This is a genomic window from Paracoccus yeei ATCC BAA-599, assembly GCF_000622145.1.
GTDB classification, from domain to species: Bacteria; Pseudomonadota; Alphaproteobacteria; order Rhodobacterales; family Rhodobacteraceae; genus Paracoccus; species Paracoccus yeei.
This window is the reverse complement of the sequence record NZ_JHWH01000007.1, coordinates 1-18076: the sequence shown is the minus strand read 5'-3', so window position 1 is coordinate 18076 and position 18076 is coordinate 1. Positions and strand designations below refer to the sequence as shown.

Sequence of the window (18076 nt, the reverse complement as noted above, 5' to 3'; positions counted from 1 at the left end):
TCCTCAGTTCCGATAACCGGGTCTTAACTCCAATAGGTTTAGAAACCCTTTCGAGCTGCCCGCTTGGGGCGAAAAAAGGGGGACGGGAATGGACGGGATGCGATCGGCCGCAGCGCGGTTGCGGCAGGTGCGGCTGGCGCGCTATTTCGGGCGGGTCGGCGCGATCCAGGGGGGCATCATCCTGGTCGCGGGACTGAACGGTCACGCGGCCCTGGGGGATCGGGTCATTTTTTCAACGGCTTCCGGCGCGCCCCTGTTCGGAGAGGTTGTTTCCCTGCTGCCCGATGCCGCGGCCGTCCTGCCCGAGGGGCCGACCGACGGGCTGTCCATCGGGACGCGGGTCGAACTGCTGTTCGCGCCCGTGCTGGCCCCGGCGGACGCCTGGATCGGGCGAATCATCGACCCCTTCGGCCAGCCCCTGGACGGGCGGCCCCTAGCCGGCGGCACGCGTGAGCGCGGCTTTCGCAGCCCGCCCCCGCCGGCCGCCAGCCGCAACCGGCTGGGGGCCCGCCTGAACACCGGGTTGGCGGTCTTCGATACCATCCTGCCCCTGGTGCGAGGCCAACGGATGGGGCTTTTCGCGGGCTCGGGCGTGGGCAAGTCCACGCTGCTTTCGGCACTGGCCAAGGGGGTCAGCGCCGATGTGGTGGTGATCGGCCTGATCGGCGAACGCGGCCGCGAACTGCGCGAGTTCGTCGAGGAAACCCTGGGCCCCGAGGGCATGGCCCGCGCCGTCGTGGTCGCCGCGACCTCGGACCAGTCGCCGCTGATGCGGCGGCGCTGCGCCTGGGCCGCGATGACCGTGGCCGAACACTTCCGCGACCAGGGCCGGCACGTCCTGTTCCTGGCCGATTCGATCACCCGCTTTGCCGAGGCGCATCGCGAGATCGCGCTGTCCGCCGGCGAGGCGCCCAGTTATCGCGGCTTTCCGCCCTCGACCTCACATCTGATCATGTCGCTGGCGGAACGATCCGGCCCCGGTCCGCAGGGTTCGGGCGACATCACCGCGATCTTCAGCGTGCTGGTCGCCGGATCGGACATGGAGGAGCCGGTCGCCGACATCCTGCGCGGGGTGCTGGACGGGCATGTCGTGCTGGACCGCGCCATTGCCGAGCGCGGACGGTTTCCGGCGGTGGATGTGCTGCGCTCGGTCTCGCGTTCGCTGCCGCATGCGGCCAGCGCGCAGGAAAACGCGCTGATCGCCAAGGCTCGCGACGCCCTGGGCACCTATGCGGAATCCGAGCTGATGATTCGCGCGGGGCTTTACGCCTCGGGCGCCGATCCCAAGCTGGACGAGGCCGTCCGGCTTTACCCGGGGCTGGACGTTTTCTTCACCCGCAAGTGCCCGGATGCGCGGCAAAGCTTTCGCGCCTTGGCCGAAACCCTGGGTCTGCCGTCGCCGCGCTGAGCCGGAGGGAAAGAAAGTGCGCGATCGCCGAAACGAAGGGGCATTGATGTAAGTTAAGACGTTACAACTCAGATTGCGCGCCTTGGAACGAGTTGACAATCTCCTGCGGCTCGATTGAGGGAAGACATGGCAATTACTGAATATTTCGTGCGATACCTGCAACGCCGTGATCAACTCAGCCTGTCGGACCTGGAAAGATTGCGGGCGATCAAGACCACCCATGCGGCCTTCAAGCCGGGCGAGATCATCGTGCCGAAGGGCGTTTCCCCCCGGCAAAGCTGCATGATGCTGCGCGGCATGTCGGCCCGCCAGCATATGTTGAACGACCGCCCGACCGAACGGGCGATCACGGCGCTGCATGTCCCCGGCGATTTCGTGGACCTGCACAGCTTCGTGCTGGAGTGTCTTGACCACGAGGTGGTCTCGATGGGCGCATCCGAGGTCGAGTTCATCGACCATGACGAGTTGCAGGAGATCACGGTCAACTTCCCCCATCTGACGCGGCTGCTGTGGATGTCCACCGTGATCGACGCGGCGGTCCACCGGCAATGGCTGGTGGCGGCGGCCTCGCTGCGCTCGAGCGCGCACCTGGCCCATCTTCTGTGCGAGATCTATACCCGGCTTGCCAGCGTGGGGGCGGCGCAGAACCACGTCTTCACGCTGCCCCTGCTGCAGAAGGAACTGGCCGACATCCTGGGCTATACGCCCATCCACATCAACCGCGCCGTCCGCGACCTGCGCGACGCCCGGCTGATCCGCTGGACCGGCCAGCAGGTCGAGATCCTGAACTGGTCGCGGCTGGCCCACATGGCCCGGTTCAAGCCGGATTACCTGCAGCTGGACCGGGCCCGCCGCTAGACGTGCCTATTGGCACAGCCGCCAGCCGCCCGAACGCGCCTTGATGTCCAGGTGCAGGTGGTCGCCATGCGCGGCATTCGACCCAGGGCCCAGGACAGTCGTGAAGTGCAGGCAGGCCGCGCCCCGGACCGCCGCCTGAAAGGCGGCCTCCCGGTCGCCGTCCCGGTCGCGGGGCCGGATCTCGATCCGGCTACCGTCAGCGAAGCGGAAGGCGGCAATGTCCAGCGCGTTTCCGAAGGCGTGTTCGGACAGGTCCCGGTCCTTGTCGCCCACCGTCGCCCGGCATTGATAGGCCGATCCCGGCTCCAGCGCGGTCAGCGGGGGCTGGCCCAGCGTCGCTGCAGCCGGGCGCACGAAGTCGCGCAGCCAATGGGCCAGATGCCAGGCGGTTTCGCAGCGCATCAGGGCGCCGCCCGGGATCTCGATCCCCGGCAGGGGCGCATGCAGCAGGATCGGCCGCGCGATACCGCAATCGCGCTGGACCGGGTCGGTGACGGGCGCGGGCTCGTCATAGACCGCGCCCAGAAGCGACAGGTCCAGTAGGCAGACGGAATGGACAAAGTCGCTTTCGCGCAATGTCTCGCGCAGCGGCGGGGCGGGCGGCCCCTGTGGTTCCGGGATCGGCTCGGGCACGGGAACGGGCGCAGGGGGCGCGGGTGCCTTGGGCTGGGGTGCGGGCTGGGGCTTTTCGAGAGGCAGGGTGTCCGGCTCGGTCCGCTCGGGCCGCGCCTCGGGCCGAGGGCTTTCCGACGCCGGGGCCGCGGGTCGGGGGGCCGGTGGGCTGTCCTGAGCGCCGCCCGGGCCGGCCAACCCTGTCAGCAGAAGACCAAGCAGGGCGGCCCGCAGCATCCTATCGCGCCGGTGCAGGGGTTGCGGGGACAACGGTTGCGGGGGGCAGCACCCGCGCAGGCACGGGCGCGTCCGAGGGATACTCGGGCTCCTCCGGCGCGGTTTGCGGGGCCTGCCGGGCGATCATTTCGTCGGCCAGCGCCTCGGCCCGGGCCAGCGCCTCGGACAGGCTGACGGCGCCGGGGCTCGGGGCGGGATCGGCAGGCGCGGCGGGCGCCGGAACGGCAGGCCCGGCCGCAGCATCCGCGGCGGCTGGTGCGAGGTCAGCGGGCGCCGCAGGGACGGGTTCCGCAGGGTCGGGGATGGCGGCAGCGGCCGCGACGGCTCCGGTCGCCGCGACGGCCGTGGCAGGCAGGGCGCTTGACGCCGCCCGCGCCAGGACGCCGGCCGAGCGCATCGGCGGCCGGGTCGCGGCTATCACGCTGGTCGCCAGGACCGTCGCCGCATCGGGCGCGGGCGTCGTTCCAGTCACGTCGGCGATGCTGACACCCGGGTCCAGGAACTCGACCGTCGTCACCTTGGCCTTGACCATATGGGCCAGTTCCCACGCATCCCAGTTCGTCAGCCGCACGCAGCCGTGCGACTGGTTCACGAACAGCTGCGACGGCGTCGGGGTTCCGTGAATGCCATAGGTCGGCTCGCTGAGGTCGATCCAGACATTTCCCACGGGCGCGTTGGGGCCGGGCGGCACGATCAGCACGCGGTCGTTGTCGCCCTGCTTGAAATTGCGCTGCGGGTTGTAGGTATAGGTCGGGTTCAGCGCGACCGCGTTCACCACATGCGTCCCGTGCGGCGAGGGCGTGTCCGACGACCCGACCGTCGCCGGATAGTCGGCGATCAGGTTGCCGCGCGCATCATAGGCGGCGACGCGGCGGGTCTGCTTGTCCACGATGATGCGCGTGACCGTGGCGCGGATCGGCTTGGCGGGCATGGTGACGCTGATCGTCTCGCCGGGGCGGAAGGCCATGCCGGGGTTCAGCTTGGCCAGGAACTTTTCGTCCATGTGGAACCGCTCGCCCAGCTTTTCCAGAACGCTGGTGTATCCTTGCGAGGTCATCGCCGCCTTTTCGGCATAGTCGGTCGGGATGCGGTCGACCAGCCCCTCGGCATCCTCGGGGGCGATCGTATAGGCGCTGGTCAGCGGCTCGGCGGCAAAGCCGTGCAGCAGGTCCCAGACCGCGAAATCCATCCGCCCGGTCATCGGCAGGCCCGCACGGCGCTGGAACGCCTTGATCGCGCTTTCGCTCATGCCGCCGCGCCAGCCGTCGACCACGCCGGGCGAGATGCCCGAACGGTCCAGCAGGATCTGGACCTTGGCCGTCAGCGCCGACTGGCCGGGCGGCAGGTCGCCGCCGGTGTAGGTGGCCGTCTCGATCTCGGCCGCCGAGATCGAGGCCAGGGGGCCGGGCTCGGCCGTGCCGGCGGGCGTGGTGCCGATGGCGGTGGCGGGCGGGGCAGGGGTGGCGGCGGTCTGCGCGGGCAGCGTGGCGGTCACCGCGGCGGCGCGCGCGGGGGGACGCGGCGGCGGGTTCGATTCCAGCAGCATCATCGGTTGCTGCGCCACGGCCGCCGCAGGCAGCATCGTCGCCGCAAGAAGCGTCAGGCGCATCGCTGCGCCGGCTAGGGTGCTGTGGAACATGCTCGGGTCCGGTCGTCTTGCTTGGTTTCTTGTCGTTGGGGAAAGCTTTGACCCTTTGGCCCGCGCAAGGCAAGCCAAGGTTGGGCCGCCCCGGGTCGCGGATCAGACCTCGCCTTCGAACCGATGGTCCGGCGGGAAATACCGCCGGTAATGGGACACGGGCATATTGTTGAGCCATTCCAGTCGCTCAAGCATCAGGACCGGGTCGCCGACGGGGACGCCAAGGGCGGGGGCGATCAACTTGTCGTCGGCCAGCGTCACCCCCAGCGAGGTCGAGGCCCGGTTCAGCGGCACATGCCCCAGAAGCCATTCGCAGGCGCTGGTGGTCTCGAGCACATCGGCCCTCAGGCCCGGGGCCGAATAGGTGTTTGTCCAGCGTTCCTCGCAGCAATAGGGCTGGCCGTCGCCCAGAAACAGCGACCGGCTGCGCAAAAGCGTCTCGCTGGTGCGCAGCAGCATGGCGGCGGCCACGTCCGGGGGCGGCTGGTCCTCTTGCGCCGAGATCAGGCGATAGCCGTATTCGCGGCCCGCCGTCTCGATCTCGCGGCGCAGAAGCGAACGGACCAGCTGCACCCTGGGATGGATGGCGACGCGGGTGCCGACCTTGCGGCGGCGCTCGACCACGCCCGTCTCGGCCAGGGCCTGCATGGCGCGGTTCACCGTGGCGCGCGCGCATTGCAGTTCGGCGGCAAGCTCGGTTTCGGTCGGGATCAGCGCGCCTTCGGCCCAGACGCCGCTTTGGATGCGCTCCAGGACGATATCCTGCACGGCCTGCCAGGTCATGCCCTTGCGCTTCTTTCCAAGCAGGGAAACGGGTGAGGAGGGGACGGACGGAGAAGGGGATTCGTACATATCGGGACTGCCAATCAGCGGAGGGGGCTATGAAAGGAAACTCGGTCTATCTGCGATTTCGCTTTGAAAATCCGGGCGAATGCATCGCGGAGGCAGGACTGTCGCCTGATACAATGTGAACTGTTCGGTTCACTTTTTGAGACTAATGGGGGGTCGAGGTCAAGACCCCTGTCCGCCTAAATCCCCCGCACCGTGGCGGGCGAGTTGACAATTGCGGCACCGAGGAGGAATGTCCCGCCGATCTGCACGAGGTTTGGTCAATGGCCGACGCGACATCCTATCGGGGCGTTGCCCCCGCAACGACGGCATGGGCCGTGCTGGTCGCGATCAGCCTGTGCCACATGATCAACGACATCATGCAGTCCATGCTGGCTGCGATCTATCCGCTGCTGCGGCAGGAATTCGCGCTGTCCTATTGGCAGATCGGGCTGATGACCTTCGCCTTTCAGGTGACGGCCTCGCTGCTGCAGCCGGTGGTGGGTGCGGTGACGGACAAGAACCCGATGCCGCGCTCGCTGGCGGTGGGCATGGGGGCGACCGTGGTGGGCGTTCTGATGCTGGCGCTGGCGCATGAGTACTGGGTGCTGCTGGCCGGGGCGATGCTGATCGGGGTCGGATCGTCGATCTTCCACCCGGAAAGTTCGCGCGTGGCGCGCGTCGCCTCGGGCGGGCGCTTCGGGACGGCGCAGTCGCTGTTCCAGCTGGGCGGGAACTTCGGCACGGCCCTAGGCCCTCTGCTGGCCGCCTTCGTGGTGGTGCCGCTGGGCCGGCCCTCGATCGCGCTGTTCTCGGCCATGGCGATGCTGGGCTCGGCGATCCTGTGGCGCATCGGCACCTGGGCCGAGGGCCGGCGCAAGGCCGGCGGCGCCAAGCCCGCTGCCCTGCCGGGCCTGACGCGGGGCAGGGTGATGGCGGCGATCCTGGTCTTGGCGCTGCTGACCTTCACCAAGAACATCTATACCGCCAGCATCTCCAGCTATTACACCTTCTTCCTGATCGAGAAGTTCCAGCTGGGCACGCAGCAGGCGCAGCTGATGCTGTTCCTGTTCCTGGCCGGCATGGCAGGGGGCGTGATGCTGGGCGGGCTGGTCGGAGACCGGATCGGGCCGCTCAAGGTGATCTGGTTCTCGATCCTGGGCATCCTGCCCTTTACGCTTGCCCTGCCCCATGTCGGACTGGTGGCGACGGGGGTGCTGACGGTCATCATCGGGCTGATCCTCGCCTCGGCCTTTCCGGCCATCGTGGTCTTTGCGCAGGAACTGGTGCCGGGCCGGACGGGGCTGATCGCGGGCATCTTCTTCGGCTTCGCCTTCGGCATGGGCGGGATCGCCGCCGCCGTCCTGGGCGTGGTCGCGGATGCGAAGGGGATCGAGTTCGTCTACAAGATCTGTTCCTTCCTGCCGCTGATGGGACTGCTGACGGTCTTCCTGCCACGGATGGAACGGTTGTGAGCGCGGCGCCGGGGGCTTCGCGCCCCCGGACCCCCGCGGGATATTTGGACAAGAAAGAAGCATGAGCACGATCAAGGCCCAGCCCATCACCGCGCAGGATTTCGCCCCTTTCGGCGAGTTGCTGACCCCGCGCGAGGCGCCCACCAAGATGATCAACGCCGGCCGCTGCGAGCGGCATCACGCGCTTGCCACCGTCGAACGGTCGGGGGGCGAGGCGATCCTCTCGATCTTCCGGTCCGAGCCGGTGAGCCTGCCCTATGACTGCACGCTGCTGGAACGCCATCCGCTGGGCAGCCAGGCCTTCGTGCCGCTGGGGCCCGATCCCTGGCTGTCGATCGTGGCCCCGGATGAAGGCGGGCGGCCCGGTGCGCCGCTGGCCTTCCTTGTGCCCGCGGGCATGGGGGTGAACCTGCGCGCCGGGGTCTGGCACGGCGTGCTGACGCCCCTGGACCGGCCGGCCGATTTCCTGGTCGTGGACCGCGAGGGCGAGGGCCTGAACCTTGAAGAGGTCGCCATCGCCCCGGTGACCATCACCGCATGAGCGGGCCCGACTATACGCTGGAGCAGGACGCGATCCTGCGCGGTGCGCGCCATGTCGCCGGCGTGGACGAGGTCGGGCGCGGGCCGCTGGCGGGGCCGGTCACGGCCGCCGCGGTGATCCTGGACATCCGCTGCATCCCGGATGGGCTGGACGATTCCAAGAAGCTGACGCCTTCCCGCCGCGCCCTGCTGGCCGAGGCGATCATGGCCCGTTGCGACTGGGCCGTGGCCCATGCCAGCGTCGAGGAGATCGACAGGCTGAACATCCTGCGCGCCTCGCACCTGGCGATGTGCCGGGCGCTGGCGGGGCTGCGCCGGCGGCCCTGCGTGGCGCTGATCGACGGCAACATGCTGCCGCGCGACCTGGACCTGCCGGGGCAGGCGGTGGTGGGGGGCGATGCGCGCTGCCTGTCGATCGCCGCCGCCTCGATCATCGCCAAGGTCTTTCGCGACAGGATCATGGTGGATTTGGCGCAACAGCATCCCGGCTATGGCTGGGACGTCAACGCCGGTTATCCGACGCCGGCACATCGGCAGGCGCTGCTGGATCTGGGGATAACCCCATACCATAGACGCAGCTTTGCGCCCGTCCACAATATCTTGTGTAAAGCCGAAATAGCAAGCTGTTGATTCAATAAAGAATTTGACGGCGAATCGGGTCTGAATCATCATTGCCGGCAACCACGGCGCCAGACTGCCGGGACTTTGAGGCAGCGATGACGAAAACCGAAACCAAGATCCGCCCTGCTGTGCGACCCCTTCCGTTGAACCAGATCCTGGCGGGAGATTGCGTCGAGGTGATGAACGCGCTGCCCGAAAACAGCGTCGACCTGATCTTTGCCGACCCGCCCTACAACCTGCAGCTTCGGGGCGAACTGCACCGGCCGGACAATTCCCGCGTCGATGCGGTGGACGACCACTGGGACCAGTTTTCCGGCTTTGCCGCCTATGACAGCTTCACCCGCGACTGGATGGCGGCGGCGCGCCGCATCCTGAAGCCGGACGGGGCGATCTGGGTGATCGGCTCGTATCACAACATCTTCCGCGTCGGCGCCGAGTTGCAGAACCAGGGCTTCTGGATCCTGAACGACGTGATCTGGCGCAAGTCGAACCCGATGCCGAACTTTCGCGGCAAGCGCCTGACGAACGCGCATGAGACGATGATCTGGGCGTCGAAGTCCGAAGCAGCGAAATACACCTTCAACTACGAGGCGCTGAAGTCCCTGAACGAGGGCGTGCAGATGCGCTCGGACTGGGTGCTGCCGATCTGCACCGGGGCCGAGCGGCTGAAGGACGAGGATGGCGCCAAGGCCCATCCGACGCAAAAGCCCGAAGCCCTGCTGCATCGCATCCTGGTCGGCTCGACCAATCCGGGCGACGTGGTGCTGGACCCGTTCTTCGGCACCGGCACCACGGGCGCCGTCGCCAAGATGCTGGGCCGCGACTTCATCGGGATCGAGCGCGAGGCGGCCTATCGTGCGGTCGCCGAAAAGCGCATCGGCCGTGTGCGCCGTCTGGACAGCGAAGCGATCGCCACCGTCAGGCCCAAGCGCGCCGAACCCCGCGTGCCCTTCGGCCAGGTGATCGAGCGCGGCATGCTGCGTCCGGGCGAGGAGCTGTATTCGATGAACAGCCGCCACAAGGCCAAGGTGCGCGCCGACGGCAGCCTGATCGGCAACGACGTCAAGGGCAGCATCCATCAGGTGGGCGCCGCGCTGGAGGGCGCGCCCAGCTGCAACGGCTGGACCTATTGGCACTTCCGGCGCGAGGGCAAGATGATCCCCATCGACATCCTGCGCCAGCAGATCCGCGCCGAGATGGAGGGCGAGGAAGGCCGCCCGCACTGATCCCCGCATTCGCCTGGTCCCGTCGATCCGCGCCATTCGGCCGCTGGCGGGACCGCCTTGCCCCGCCTTGCGGCCGCCCGCACGGCGGGGCCTTTTCGTTGCCGGGCGAATGTGGGAAGGTCGCGCCATGTCGCATCCCTATTCCGATCTTTCCGACAGGGCCTTCTGGCGCAGCGGCGTGGCCGAGGCCGACCCGACGGCCCCCCACGACATCCACCGCCCCAAGTTCGCGCTGGACCGCGACGCCGCCATCGCCACGGCGGGCAGCTGTTTTGCCCAGCATGTCGGGCGGGCTCTGGCGGGCGCCGGGCTGAACGTTCTGGATGTCGAGCCGCCGCCGCGGCTGGCCGGGCGCGACCTGGCGCGGGCCTACGGCTATGGCGTCTATTCGGCGCGCTACGGCAACATCTACACGACTCGCCAGCTGGTCCAGTTGATCGAGGATGCGCGCACGGTCCGCGTCGATCCGGCGCAGGTCTGGCAGCGGGACGGGCGGTTCTACGACGCGCTGCGTCCCACGGTGGAACCCGGCGGACTGGCGCAGGCCGCCGAAGTCCTCGCGTTGCGGCGCGCGCATCTGCGGGCGGTGGCGGCGCTGTTTGCGCGATGCACGCATTTCGTCTTTACGCTCGGGCTGACGGAATGTTGGGCCGATCGGCTGGACGGGCGTGTCTGGCCGACCTGCCCGGGCGTGGTCGCCGGTCGCTTCGACGCCGACCGCCACATGTTCCTGAACCTGGGCTTTCAGGACGTGCTGGCCGACCTGGAGCGGGCACGCGCGCTGTTGCAGGGGTTCAGCCCGGGGATGCGGATGATCCTGACCGTCTCGCCGGTGCCGCTGACGGCCACGGCCTCGGGCGGGCATGTGCTGGCCGCGACCGCGCGCTCCAAGGCGGTGCTGCGCGCCGCAGCCGACGAATTCGCCACCGCGCATCCGGATGTGGACTACTTCCCGTCCTACGAGATCGTCACCAACCCGGCCGCGCGGGGCGCATTCTTTCAGCCGAACCTGCGCGAGGTGACGGCAGCGGGCGTGCAGGCCGTGATGGGGGCCTTTCTGGCCGCCCACGGCCTTGCCCCGCAGCCGACGGCCCGTGCCGTGGCATCCCCCGATGCAGCCGACGCCGCCGAGGACGTCATCTGCGAGGAGATCCTGCTGGAGGCCATGCGCAAATGAGCCCCCGGAACGTGCTGGTCCTGGGCAATTCGCACACGGCTGCCCCCCGCATCGCGTTGCGCGACAACCCCGGCCGCTGGCCGGGCTTTGCGCCCGACGTCTTTGCCATGCCGGGCCACACCATCGCCGAACTCGACCTGCGCGACCGCGTCTTTCATCCGGCGAATGACGACGTGCGCAAGAAGATGGTCTATTACAATGGCGTGCCCGACCTGCCGGTGGCGGCCTACGACGCCTTCGTGGTGCTGGGCTGCCTGTCCTTTTCCTCGCTGCCCGCCCTGCAGGAGACGCATCGCAGCGGCGATTTCCCCTCAGTCGCGCGGGGCGAGGACTGCACGCTGATCTCGACCGGCTTTGCCGATGCGCTGGTCGCCCAACGAATCGAGCGGTCGCCGGCGCTGCGGCTGATCCGGGCGCTGGCGGGGCTGGGGCAGGGGCCTGTGTTCTTCATGGACACGGTTCTGCCCTCGGCCGATTGCCGCGACGATCCGCAGACCTTCGCCCCCCATGTCGAGATGGCGGCGCGGGGCGACGGGGCGTCCTATCACGCCCGCTATCTGCGCCTGCTGCGCCGGGCGCTGGGACAGGATGCGCGCCATGTGCCGCAGCCCGCCGACACGATCCTGGACGAGGTCTTCACCGCGCCGGAATGGATGCGGGGGTCCATGCGGATGCAGCCGCGCCGCGACGTCCCGCACGAATCGACGGAATACGGCCACGCCAATCCCGCCTATGGCGCGCGCCAGGTCGACCTGATCGTGGCGGCGCTGGGGTCATAGCGCGTTGCGGGGCATCGGCAAGGCGCCCCGGTTATAGGGCTGCCAATCCTCGACCTCGGGATAGAACTGCCGGCGCCAGGCGCGCACGCGCGGGTTCATCCGCCGCCGCCACAGGGGCGGGACCATGGCCAGGAAGGTCATCGCGGGATAGCCCATCGGCAGCTGCGGAGCCTCGTCCTGGGAATAGGTCTGCAGCAGGGGAAAGCGCCGATCGGGCTTGTAATGATGGTCCGAATGGCGCTGCAGGTTGATCAGCAGCCAGTTCGTCGCGGTGTGCGAGCTGTTCCAGCTGTGGCGCGGCATGACGTGTTCGTATCGGCCATCGCCCAGGTGCTTGCGGCTCAGCCCGTAGTGTTCGACATAGTTCGTCAGTTCAAGCTGCCAGATCGCGACAAAGGCCTGCCAGACGAACAGCCCCACGCCCCACCAGCCGCCGATCAGCGCGGCCAGCGCCAGCATCCCCAGTTGCAGCGCGCCGTAGCGCCAGAACGGGTTCCTGCGGTCGAGGGACGAGCGGCCCGCCCGGGCCAGCCGCCGCGTCTCGGCCTTCCAGGCGCTTTGCGGGCATTCCCGCAGCACGCGCAGGAAAAAGCGAAAGAACCCCTCGTTGTAGCGGGCCGAAACCGCGTCGCGCGGCGTCGCGACCCAGGAATGATGCACCAGAAGGTGCTCGGTCCTGAAATGCGAATAAAGCGTCGAGGCCAGCAGCAGGTCGCCCAGCCAGCGCTCTAGCGGGTTCTTCTGGTGCAGCAGTTCGTGCGCATAGACGATGCCGATGGTCCCCGAGGCGACGCCGATGCCAAAGAACAGGCCAAGGCTTTCCCAGCCGGACAGGCCCCCCCGCGTCGCCCACCAGATGCCGCCAAAGATCAGCGCGGCCTGGACCGGGAACCAGATGATGGTGATCGCGCGATACCAGAACAGCTGCGATTCCGGCGTCTCGGTATCGGGATTTTCGTCGTTCAGGCCCAGGACGCTGTCCAGCACCGTCATCAGATACCAGGCGTAAAGCGGCATCAGCAGGAAGCACCAGCCCCCCCAGCGCATGGCGATCAGGGCAAGCGGCACCATCCCGAGGGAAAGCCAGAAGGGAAGCGCATCGATCAGGCGGGCGCGAAAGGCAGTCTGCATGGGCTCATTCATAAGGGTTGGGGGACGGCTGGCCAGCGGGACGCGTCGTCGCAGGGCGGGCTTGCATGGGACCATTGGCACCGGGACGGGCCAGCGACCAGGCCTTGCGCATCAGACCCGGCAGCGCGCCGGGGTCGAAAGCGCCAAGCGGCGACAGGGTGCCCCGTTCCGGCGGCGCGGTCAACCGGGCGCGCATCACGGTCAGGTCAAGCGCGAAATGGGTAAAGACATGGCGCACCAGCCCGACCTCCTGCCAGTCGGCGGGGGCGGGCGGGGGCAGGTCCGATCCGTCCCAGCCGGTCGAGGGAAAGGCCAGCGTGCCCCCCAGCAGGCCCCGGTCGGGGCGCGTCTCGACCAGGACGGCGTCGGCGGTCAGGCCGATCCAGACCGTGCCCTGGCGCAAAGGCTTGGGCTTTTTCGGAGCCTTGCGCGGCAGGTCGGCCGCGATGCCCAGGCGTCGCGCGTCGCAATGCAGGACCAGCGGGCAGATGCCGCAGGCCGGGCTGCGGGGGGTGCAGATCGTCGCGCCCAGGTCCATCATCGCCTGCGCGAAATCGCCCGGCCGGGCCTGGGGCGTCAGCGTTTCGGCCAGCGCGACCAGCCGGGGCTTGGCGCCGGGCAGGGGCGTTTCCACCGCGAACAGGCGCGCCACGACCCGCTCGACATTGCCGTCCACGACCGTCTCGGGCCGGTCGAAGGCGATGGCCGCGATCGCCGCCGAGGTATAGGCCCCGATCCCCGGCAGCGCGGCCAGCCCGGCCCCGGTATCCGGAAAGCCGCCTCGGGCGGCCACCGCGCGGGCGCAGGCCAGCAGGTTCCGGGCGCGGGCGTAATAGCCAAGCCCCGCCCATTCGGCCATGACCCGGGCGTCCTCGGCCGCCGCCAGGTCCTCCACGGTCGGCCACAGGCTGGTGAAGCGTTCGAAATAGGACTTCACCGCCGCCACGGTGGTCTGCTGCAGCATCACCTCGGACAGCCAGACGCGATAGGGATCGGCCCCGCCGGCGCCCGGCGGCATCCGCCAGGGCAGCACGCGGGCATGGCGGTCGTACCAGGCCAGAAGCTCGGCCGATATCACCGGAAGGTCACGCAATTTTCAGTCTCTCCGCTCTGGCGTCCGGGCGCGGCAGGGTCCATTCTGCGCGCCAGTCTAACCATATGGTCACGGCATGGCCCCAAAGAAAGCCGATTCCCCCCCGCGCCGCCGGATGCGCGGGTTCGAGGCTGCGGCAAGCCTTGTCGCGAACCGCATCCGCTCGGTCGGCGAGGGCCGGGGATTCGCCGTCGCCCGCCTGCTGACCCATTGGCCCGAGGTGGTGGGCCCGGAGCTTGCCGCCCATACCCGCCCGGTCAAGATCACCCATGGCAAGGGCTTCGGCGCGACGCTGGTGCTGCTGGTCGCGGGCGCGCGGGCGCCCATGATCACCATGCAGCTGGACCAGATCCGGGCGCGGGTGAATGCCTGCTATGGCTTCAACGCGGTGGCCCGCATCACCCTGACCCAGACGGCGCCGACCGGATTTGCCGACGCGAACGGCTTTGCCGAGGCTCAGGCGGGCTTTGCCCCCGCGCCCCGCCGGGCCGTGCCCGCCGATCCCGCCAAGACGGAAAAGGCCGAGGCGGTCGCCCGCGCCTTCGACGACCCCCGGCTTTCCGCCGCCATGCGGCAGATGGCCCTGAACATCCTGTCCCGCCGGGACGCCAACGACCGAAAGGCCAATCCATGACCCTTTTTCGCCCCGTGATCGCAGCCCTGGTTGCCGCGATGACCGTTGCCGCCGTGCCGGCCGTGGCGCAGGACGCCAAGCCCGCCGAGAACGCCCAGGCCGCCGAGCAGATGCCCGAGGGCCGCGTCCTGCCCGACATCGCCCTGGGCGAGGCGAACGCGCCGCTGACCATCGTGGAATATGCAAGCTTCACCTGCCCGCACTGCGCCGCCTTCCATGACGAGAACCTGCCCAAGCTGAAGGCGGAATACATCGACACCGGCAAGATCCGCTTCATTCAGCGCGACGTCTATTTCGACGCGGTGGGCCTGTGGGCCGGGATCCTGGCACGCTGCGGCGGGGACGAGAAATACTATCCCGTCGCCGGCATGCTGTTCGACGAACAAAAGACCTGGCTGGACGCCAAGACCGGCGACGAGATCGCCGCGAACCTGCGCAAGATCGGCGCCAAGGCCGGCATGACGCCCGACCAGATGGACGCCTGCTGGGCCGACAAGCAGAAGGTCGCCGACCTGGTCGCCACCTTCCAGAAGCACGCGACCGAGGACAAGATCGACGGCACGCCCAGCTTCGTCATCGGTGGCGAAAAGGTCCAGAACCAGCCGTGGGAGGACATGAAGAAGATCATCGACGCCAAGCTGGCCGAAGCCGGCAAGCAGGGCTGAGACGCAGGAACCCCGGCTCGCGCCGGGGTTTTTTCATGCCCCTACAGCCCCAGGGCGGCCAGCCGGTCGTCCAGGGGCCCCGCGTCCTCAAGCTCCAGCCGCACGGGCAGGGCCAGGACCTGGGGGCGAAAGCTGCGGGGCAGGCGGGCCGCGTCCTTTTCCGTGGTGACAAGCTGCGCGCCCAGCAGGCGCGATTCGGTCTGAAGCCGGGTCAGCAGGGCCTGGGTGAAGGGCTGGTGATCCTCGAGCGGCTCGGCCCGCGCGATCTCGGCCCCGAGCGCGCGCAGGGTGGCGAAGAACTTCTCGGGGTGGCCGATCCCGGCAAAGGCCAGCACGCGCAGCCCCTGCCAGTCCATCCCGGTGCGCAAGGGCACCAGTTGGCCGCGCAGATGCGGCAGGGCCAGGCGCGATCCCCAATCGGCGGCAAAGCGGGCTTGCGCCTCGGGTCCGCCGATCGACAGCAGCAGGTCGGCGCGGGCAAGGCCGCGGTCCACGGGTTCGCGCAGGGGACCGGCGGGCAGGCACAGGCCGTTCCCGAAGCCGCGCGCCGCATCGACCACCACCAGCGACAGGTCGTGGGACAGCGCCGGGTCCTGGAAGCCGTCGTCCAGCAGGATCGCCCGCGCCCCGGCCTCGACAGCCGCCCGCGCGCCGCTGGCCCGGTCGTCCGAGACCCAGACCGGGGCAAAGGCCGCCATCAGCAGCGGCTCGTCGCCGACCTGGGCGGCGTTGTGGCGCGCCTCATCGACCCGCAGCGGGCCCTTTTCGGTGCCGCCATAGCCGCGCGAGACGACATGGACCTCAATCCCCCGCGCCAGCAGGCGCTGCGCCAGCATGATGACGGTGGGGGTCTTGCCGGTGCCGCCGGCATTGATGTTGCCCACGCAGATCACCGGCACGCCGACGCGGCTCCGGGTCCCGCGCGCCAGCCGCCGGGCCGTCGCCGCCGCATAGGCTGCGCCAAGGGGCGCCAGCAACCGGGCCTGCAGGCCCGCCGGGCGGAACCAGAAATCGGGGGCGCGCCGGCTCATGCGTCGCGCTCCATCGCGGCGATCACCGTGTCGGCGATGCGGCGCAGCACCGCCGCGCCGCCGGTGCTGACCGCCCAGGCGCTGCCCGCCAGCGCCGCCGCCTGGTCCGGCGCAGTCAGGTCCGAGACGGCGCGGGTCAGCGCCTCGGCATCCGCGACCAGCCGCGCGGCCGAGGCGCCGTCGAGCTGGATCCATTCCGCCGCATGGGGGCCCGGCAGCGGCCCGTGGATGATGGCGGACCCCAGTGCGGCGGGCTCGAACGGGTGGCGCGGGGGCAGGGACGGTCCCTCGAACAGGGTGCCGCCCATGAAGCAGACCGGGGCCAGCCGATACCACAGCCCCATTTCATAGCTGTCCTCGGCGATCAGCACCTGGTCGTCGGCCTCGGGGTCGTCGTCCTCGGACCGCAGGACGGCGGCCAGGCCGAGCGCCTCGACCTCGGCCTGGATCTCGGGGACGGTCTCGGGCGGAAGGCCCGCCAGCACCAGCAGCGAGCGGTGGTTGTGGTGCAGCGCCGCCTGATGCGCGGCAAGCGCGGCCTTGGCCTCGGGCAAGGTGGGGCAGGCGGCAAGCCAGACGTGGCGGCCGCGCAGGATCTGGGCCAGGGCGGCGCGCTCGGCCTCGTTCGCGGGCAGGGGCGGCAGGGTTTCGGTCACGGGACCCGTCACCTCGATCCGCGCAGGATCGGCGCCCAGCTGCCGGGCGGTCGTCGCTGCCGTCTGGTCGGGGGCCAGGACGTGCTGGACGCGGCCCATCAAACCCCTGTCCAGGATGCGGCGCCAGCGGCCGCGGCCGGCCTGATCGGCCAGACGCGCCTCGGCCAGGATCACGGGCAGGCCCCGGGCCGCGGCCGCCGCGATCAGCGCCGACGGCAGGCTGTCGCCCAGCAGCAGCAGCGCGCGCGGCTCCAGCGCCTGAATCGTCTGCTCGGCCGACTGGGGGTCTTGGGGCAGGCCGACGTGCACGGCGCGCAGGGTCGCGCCCACGGCGGCCGGCAGCGGGCCGCCGGAAAAGGCCAGGCGCAGGCCGGGCCGCCGGGCCAGCAGCGTGCGCAGAAGACCCGCAAGCGGGGGCGGGTCCTCGGCCGTGTCGGACAGGTGGACCAGCAGCAGCGGCGCCTCGCCCGGCGGGGGCTGGACGGCCTCGGCAGGCTCATGCGCCAGGGCCGCCCGGCGCCGCAGGTGCAGCCAAAGCGCGAGCGATGCGGTCGCCTGCATGGCGCTGGCCATCCCGGTGCCTCAGCCGGGCGGGATCAGGCGCCCAGTTCCTCGGTCGGGCTGACCTCGCGTTCCTCGTCGCGCAGCCGGTGCAGATGGGCGATGAAATAGCGGGTGTGGGCGCTGTCCACGCTGCGCTGCGCCTCGGCCTTCCAGGCCGAGAAGGCGCTGGCGTAATCGGGGAAGATCCCCACGATATGGATGTTTCCGGTGTCGCGAAACTCGGTCCGGGTGGGATCGGTGAGTTCGCCGCCAAAGACGAGGTGAAGGCGCTGCGCCATCGGTGTTCTCCTGCTTGTCGAATTTCGCCGCGACCCTAGCCGAGGCGTCGGGCATTGTCACTTGCATCAAGCCCGCTGCGCTTCGCATTTGCAGAAGATCGTTCGCAATGCTAATAATGTGGGAAGCGGCAGGGGGCCTGGAGCATCCGGTCGTGGTGGTAAGGGTGACAATGTTTCGCCTGACGCCGCGGATGGCCTGTGGTGGGGCCGTCCGCGGCTGTCGGTGCCCTGGGCTGGGTGTCCTCGGGACTGGTGCGGGCGGCATTGAATATCTCTACATTGGGATTTCATCAGCCCTCACATCGCATCAGCCGCCTAGAGTCAGGACTCACAACCCATAGATGACGGTTGCGGCGAGAGCGCAGGCTGAGAGGAACAGGATCGGGCAGCGGTCGTATCGGATTGCGATCCGCCGCCAATCCTTGAGGTGTGCGAACATGTTCTCGATCCGGTGACGCAGGCGATAGATGCTGGCGTCGTGCGGGATCGGGGCCTTGCGGCCGGTGCGGGAGGGGATGCACGGCGAAATGCCCCTCTCGATCAGCGCGTTGCGGAACCAGTCGGCGTCATGGCCCCGGTCTGCAAGCAACGCCCCGGCCGAGGGGATCGAGGACAGCAGCGCCC

At 69.3% G+C, this 18076-nt stretch carries 19 protein-coding genes; 10 read left to right on the top strand and 9 right to left on the bottom strand.

Annotation, left to right across the window (positions count from 1 at the left end; all coding sequences use genetic code 11):
* Positions 1-97 precede the first annotated feature (97 nt).
* Entirely contained in the window at positions 98-1408 is a 1311-nt protein-coding gene (locus BU28_RS0104210; RefSeq protein WP_088239171.1) for a FliI/YscN family ATPase, read from the top strand.
* Positions 1409-1534: 126 nt separating this feature from the next.
* Complete coding sequence (locus BU28_RS0104205) at positions 1535-2266, top strand: Crp/Fnr family transcriptional regulator (protein WP_028718349.1); 732 nt, start codon at positions 1535-1537, stop codon at positions 2264-2266.
* Positions 2267-2272: 6 nt separating this feature from the next.
* On the opposite strand, the gene BU28_RS0104200 is transcribed toward BU28_RS0104205, so the two are convergent.
* The 3 genes from BU28_RS0104200 to BU28_RS21960 form a co-directional block, all read right to left on the bottom strand.
* Positions 2273-3115 (bottom strand): extensin-like domain-containing protein, encoded by an 843-nt coding sequence (locus BU28_RS0104200; protein ID WP_081791267.1) that lies wholly within the window; start codon positions 3113-3115, stop codon positions 2273-2275.
* A 1-nt stretch (position 3116) separates the two neighbouring features.
* Positions 3117-4754 carry a L,D-transpeptidase family protein gene (locus tag BU28_RS24475; protein ID WP_233144961.1) on the bottom strand — a complete coding sequence of 546 codons (1638 nt, stop codon included), beginning with the start codon at positions 4752-4754 and terminating at the stop codon, positions 3117-3119.
* A 102-nt stretch (positions 4755-4856) separates the two neighbouring features.
* Positions 4857-5537 (bottom strand): GntR family transcriptional regulator, encoded by a 681-nt coding sequence (locus tag BU28_RS21960; protein WP_233144960.1) that lies wholly within the window; start codon positions 5535-5537, stop codon positions 4857-4859.
* Positions 5538-5866: 329 nt separating this feature from the next.
* Here BU28_RS21960 and BU28_RS0104185 point away from each other — a divergent pair, with 329 nt between their 5' ends.
* From BU28_RS0104185 to BU28_RS0104160, 6 genes are all read left to right on the top strand, one after another.
* Positions 5867-7057: an MFS transporter gene (locus tag BU28_RS0104185; RefSeq protein ID WP_028718347.1), complete on the top strand. Its 1191-nt coding sequence runs from the start codon at positions 5867-5869 to the stop codon at positions 7055-7057.
* Positions 7058-7118: 61 nt separating this feature from the next.
* Positions 7119-7598 carry an ureidoglycolate lyase gene (locus BU28_RS0104180; RefSeq protein ID WP_028718346.1) on the top strand — a complete coding sequence of 160 codons (480 nt, stop codon included), beginning with the start codon at positions 7119-7121 and terminating at the stop codon, positions 7596-7598.
* Positions 7595-8227 (top strand): ribonuclease HII, encoded by a 633-nt coding sequence (locus BU28_RS0104175; protein ID WP_028718345.1) that lies wholly within the window; start codon positions 7595-7597, stop codon positions 8225-8227. Before BU28_RS0104180 ends, BU28_RS0104175 begins: the two co-directional genes overlap by 4 nt.
* Positions 8228-8313: 86 nt before the next feature.
* The gene (locus tag BU28_RS0104170) at positions 8314-9444 is read left to right on the top strand and encodes a site-specific DNA-methyltransferase (protein ID WP_028718344.1); all 1131 of its coding nucleotides are present in this window, start codon (positions 8314-8316) and stop codon (positions 9442-9444) included.
* A 127-nt stretch (positions 9445-9571) separates the two neighbouring features.
* On the top strand, positions 9572-10621 hold the full coding sequence (locus BU28_RS0104165; protein ID WP_028718343.1) for a GSCFA domain-containing protein: 1050 nt from the start codon (positions 9572-9574) through the stop codon (positions 10619-10621).
* The gene (locus BU28_RS0104160) at positions 10618-11400 is read left to right on the top strand and encodes a hypothetical protein (protein WP_036761933.1); all 783 of its coding nucleotides are present in this window, start codon (positions 10618-10620) and stop codon (positions 11398-11400) included. Before BU28_RS0104165 ends, BU28_RS0104160 begins: the two co-directional genes overlap by 4 nt.
* Here BU28_RS0104160 and BU28_RS0104155 read toward each other — a convergent pair.
* Both BU28_RS0104155 and BU28_RS0104150 read right to left on the bottom strand, forming a co-directional pair.
* Positions 11395-12531: an alkane 1-monooxygenase gene (locus tag BU28_RS0104155; RefSeq protein ID WP_028718341.1), complete on the bottom strand. Its 1137-nt coding sequence runs from the start codon at positions 12529-12531 to the stop codon at positions 11395-11397. The two genes, BU28_RS0104160 and BU28_RS0104155, sit on opposite strands and share 6 nt — an antisense overlap.
* Before the next feature lie 4 nt (positions 12532-12535).
* The gene (locus tag BU28_RS0104150; RefSeq protein ID WP_088239169.1) at positions 12536-13549 is read right to left on the bottom strand and encodes an A/G-specific adenine glycosylase; all 1014 of its coding nucleotides are present in this window, start codon (positions 13547-13549) and stop codon (positions 12536-12538) included.
* A gap of 151 nt (positions 13550-13700) precedes the next feature.
* Between BU28_RS0104150 and BU28_RS0104145 the strand changes: the two genes are divergently transcribed.
* Together BU28_RS0104145 and BU28_RS0104140 are read left to right on the top strand one after the other, a co-directional pair.
* Entirely contained in the window at positions 13701-14258 is a 558-nt protein-coding gene (locus BU28_RS0104145) for a DUF721 domain-containing protein (RefSeq protein WP_028718339.1), read from the top strand.
* Positions 14255-14923 carry a DsbA family protein gene (locus BU28_RS0104140; RefSeq protein WP_028718338.1) on the top strand — a complete coding sequence of 223 codons (669 nt, stop codon included), beginning with the start codon at positions 14255-14257 and terminating at the stop codon, positions 14921-14923. Before BU28_RS0104145 ends, BU28_RS0104140 begins: the two co-directional genes overlap by 4 nt.
* A 41-nt stretch (positions 14924-14964) precedes the next feature.
* Here BU28_RS0104140 and lpxK read toward each other — a convergent pair whose 3' ends face one another.
* The 4 genes from lpxK to BU28_RS0104120 all read right to left on the bottom strand — a co-directional run.
* Positions 14965-15954, bottom strand: coding sequence for a tetraacyldisaccharide 4'-kinase (lpxK, locus tag BU28_RS0104135; RefSeq protein ID WP_028718337.1), 990 nt, complete (start codon positions 15952-15954; stop codon positions 14965-14967).
* Entirely contained in the window at positions 15951-17183 is a 1233-nt protein-coding gene (locus BU28_RS0104130) for a 3-deoxy-D-manno-octulosonic acid transferase (RefSeq protein ID WP_028718336.1), read from the bottom strand. The genes lpxK and BU28_RS0104130 overlap by 4 nt, the downstream gene beginning before the upstream one ends.
* Positions 17184-17206: 23 nt before the next feature.
* Complete coding sequence (locus BU28_RS0104125; RefSeq protein ID WP_028718335.1) at positions 17207-17452, bottom strand: DUF4170 domain-containing protein; 246 nt, start codon at positions 17450-17452, stop codon at positions 17207-17209.
* Between the two features lie 328 nt (positions 17453-17780).
* Positions 17781-18076: IS5/IS1182 family transposase (locus BU28_RS0104120; RefSeq protein WP_028718334.1), on the bottom strand; the 296-nt coding region annotated here is incomplete at its 5' end.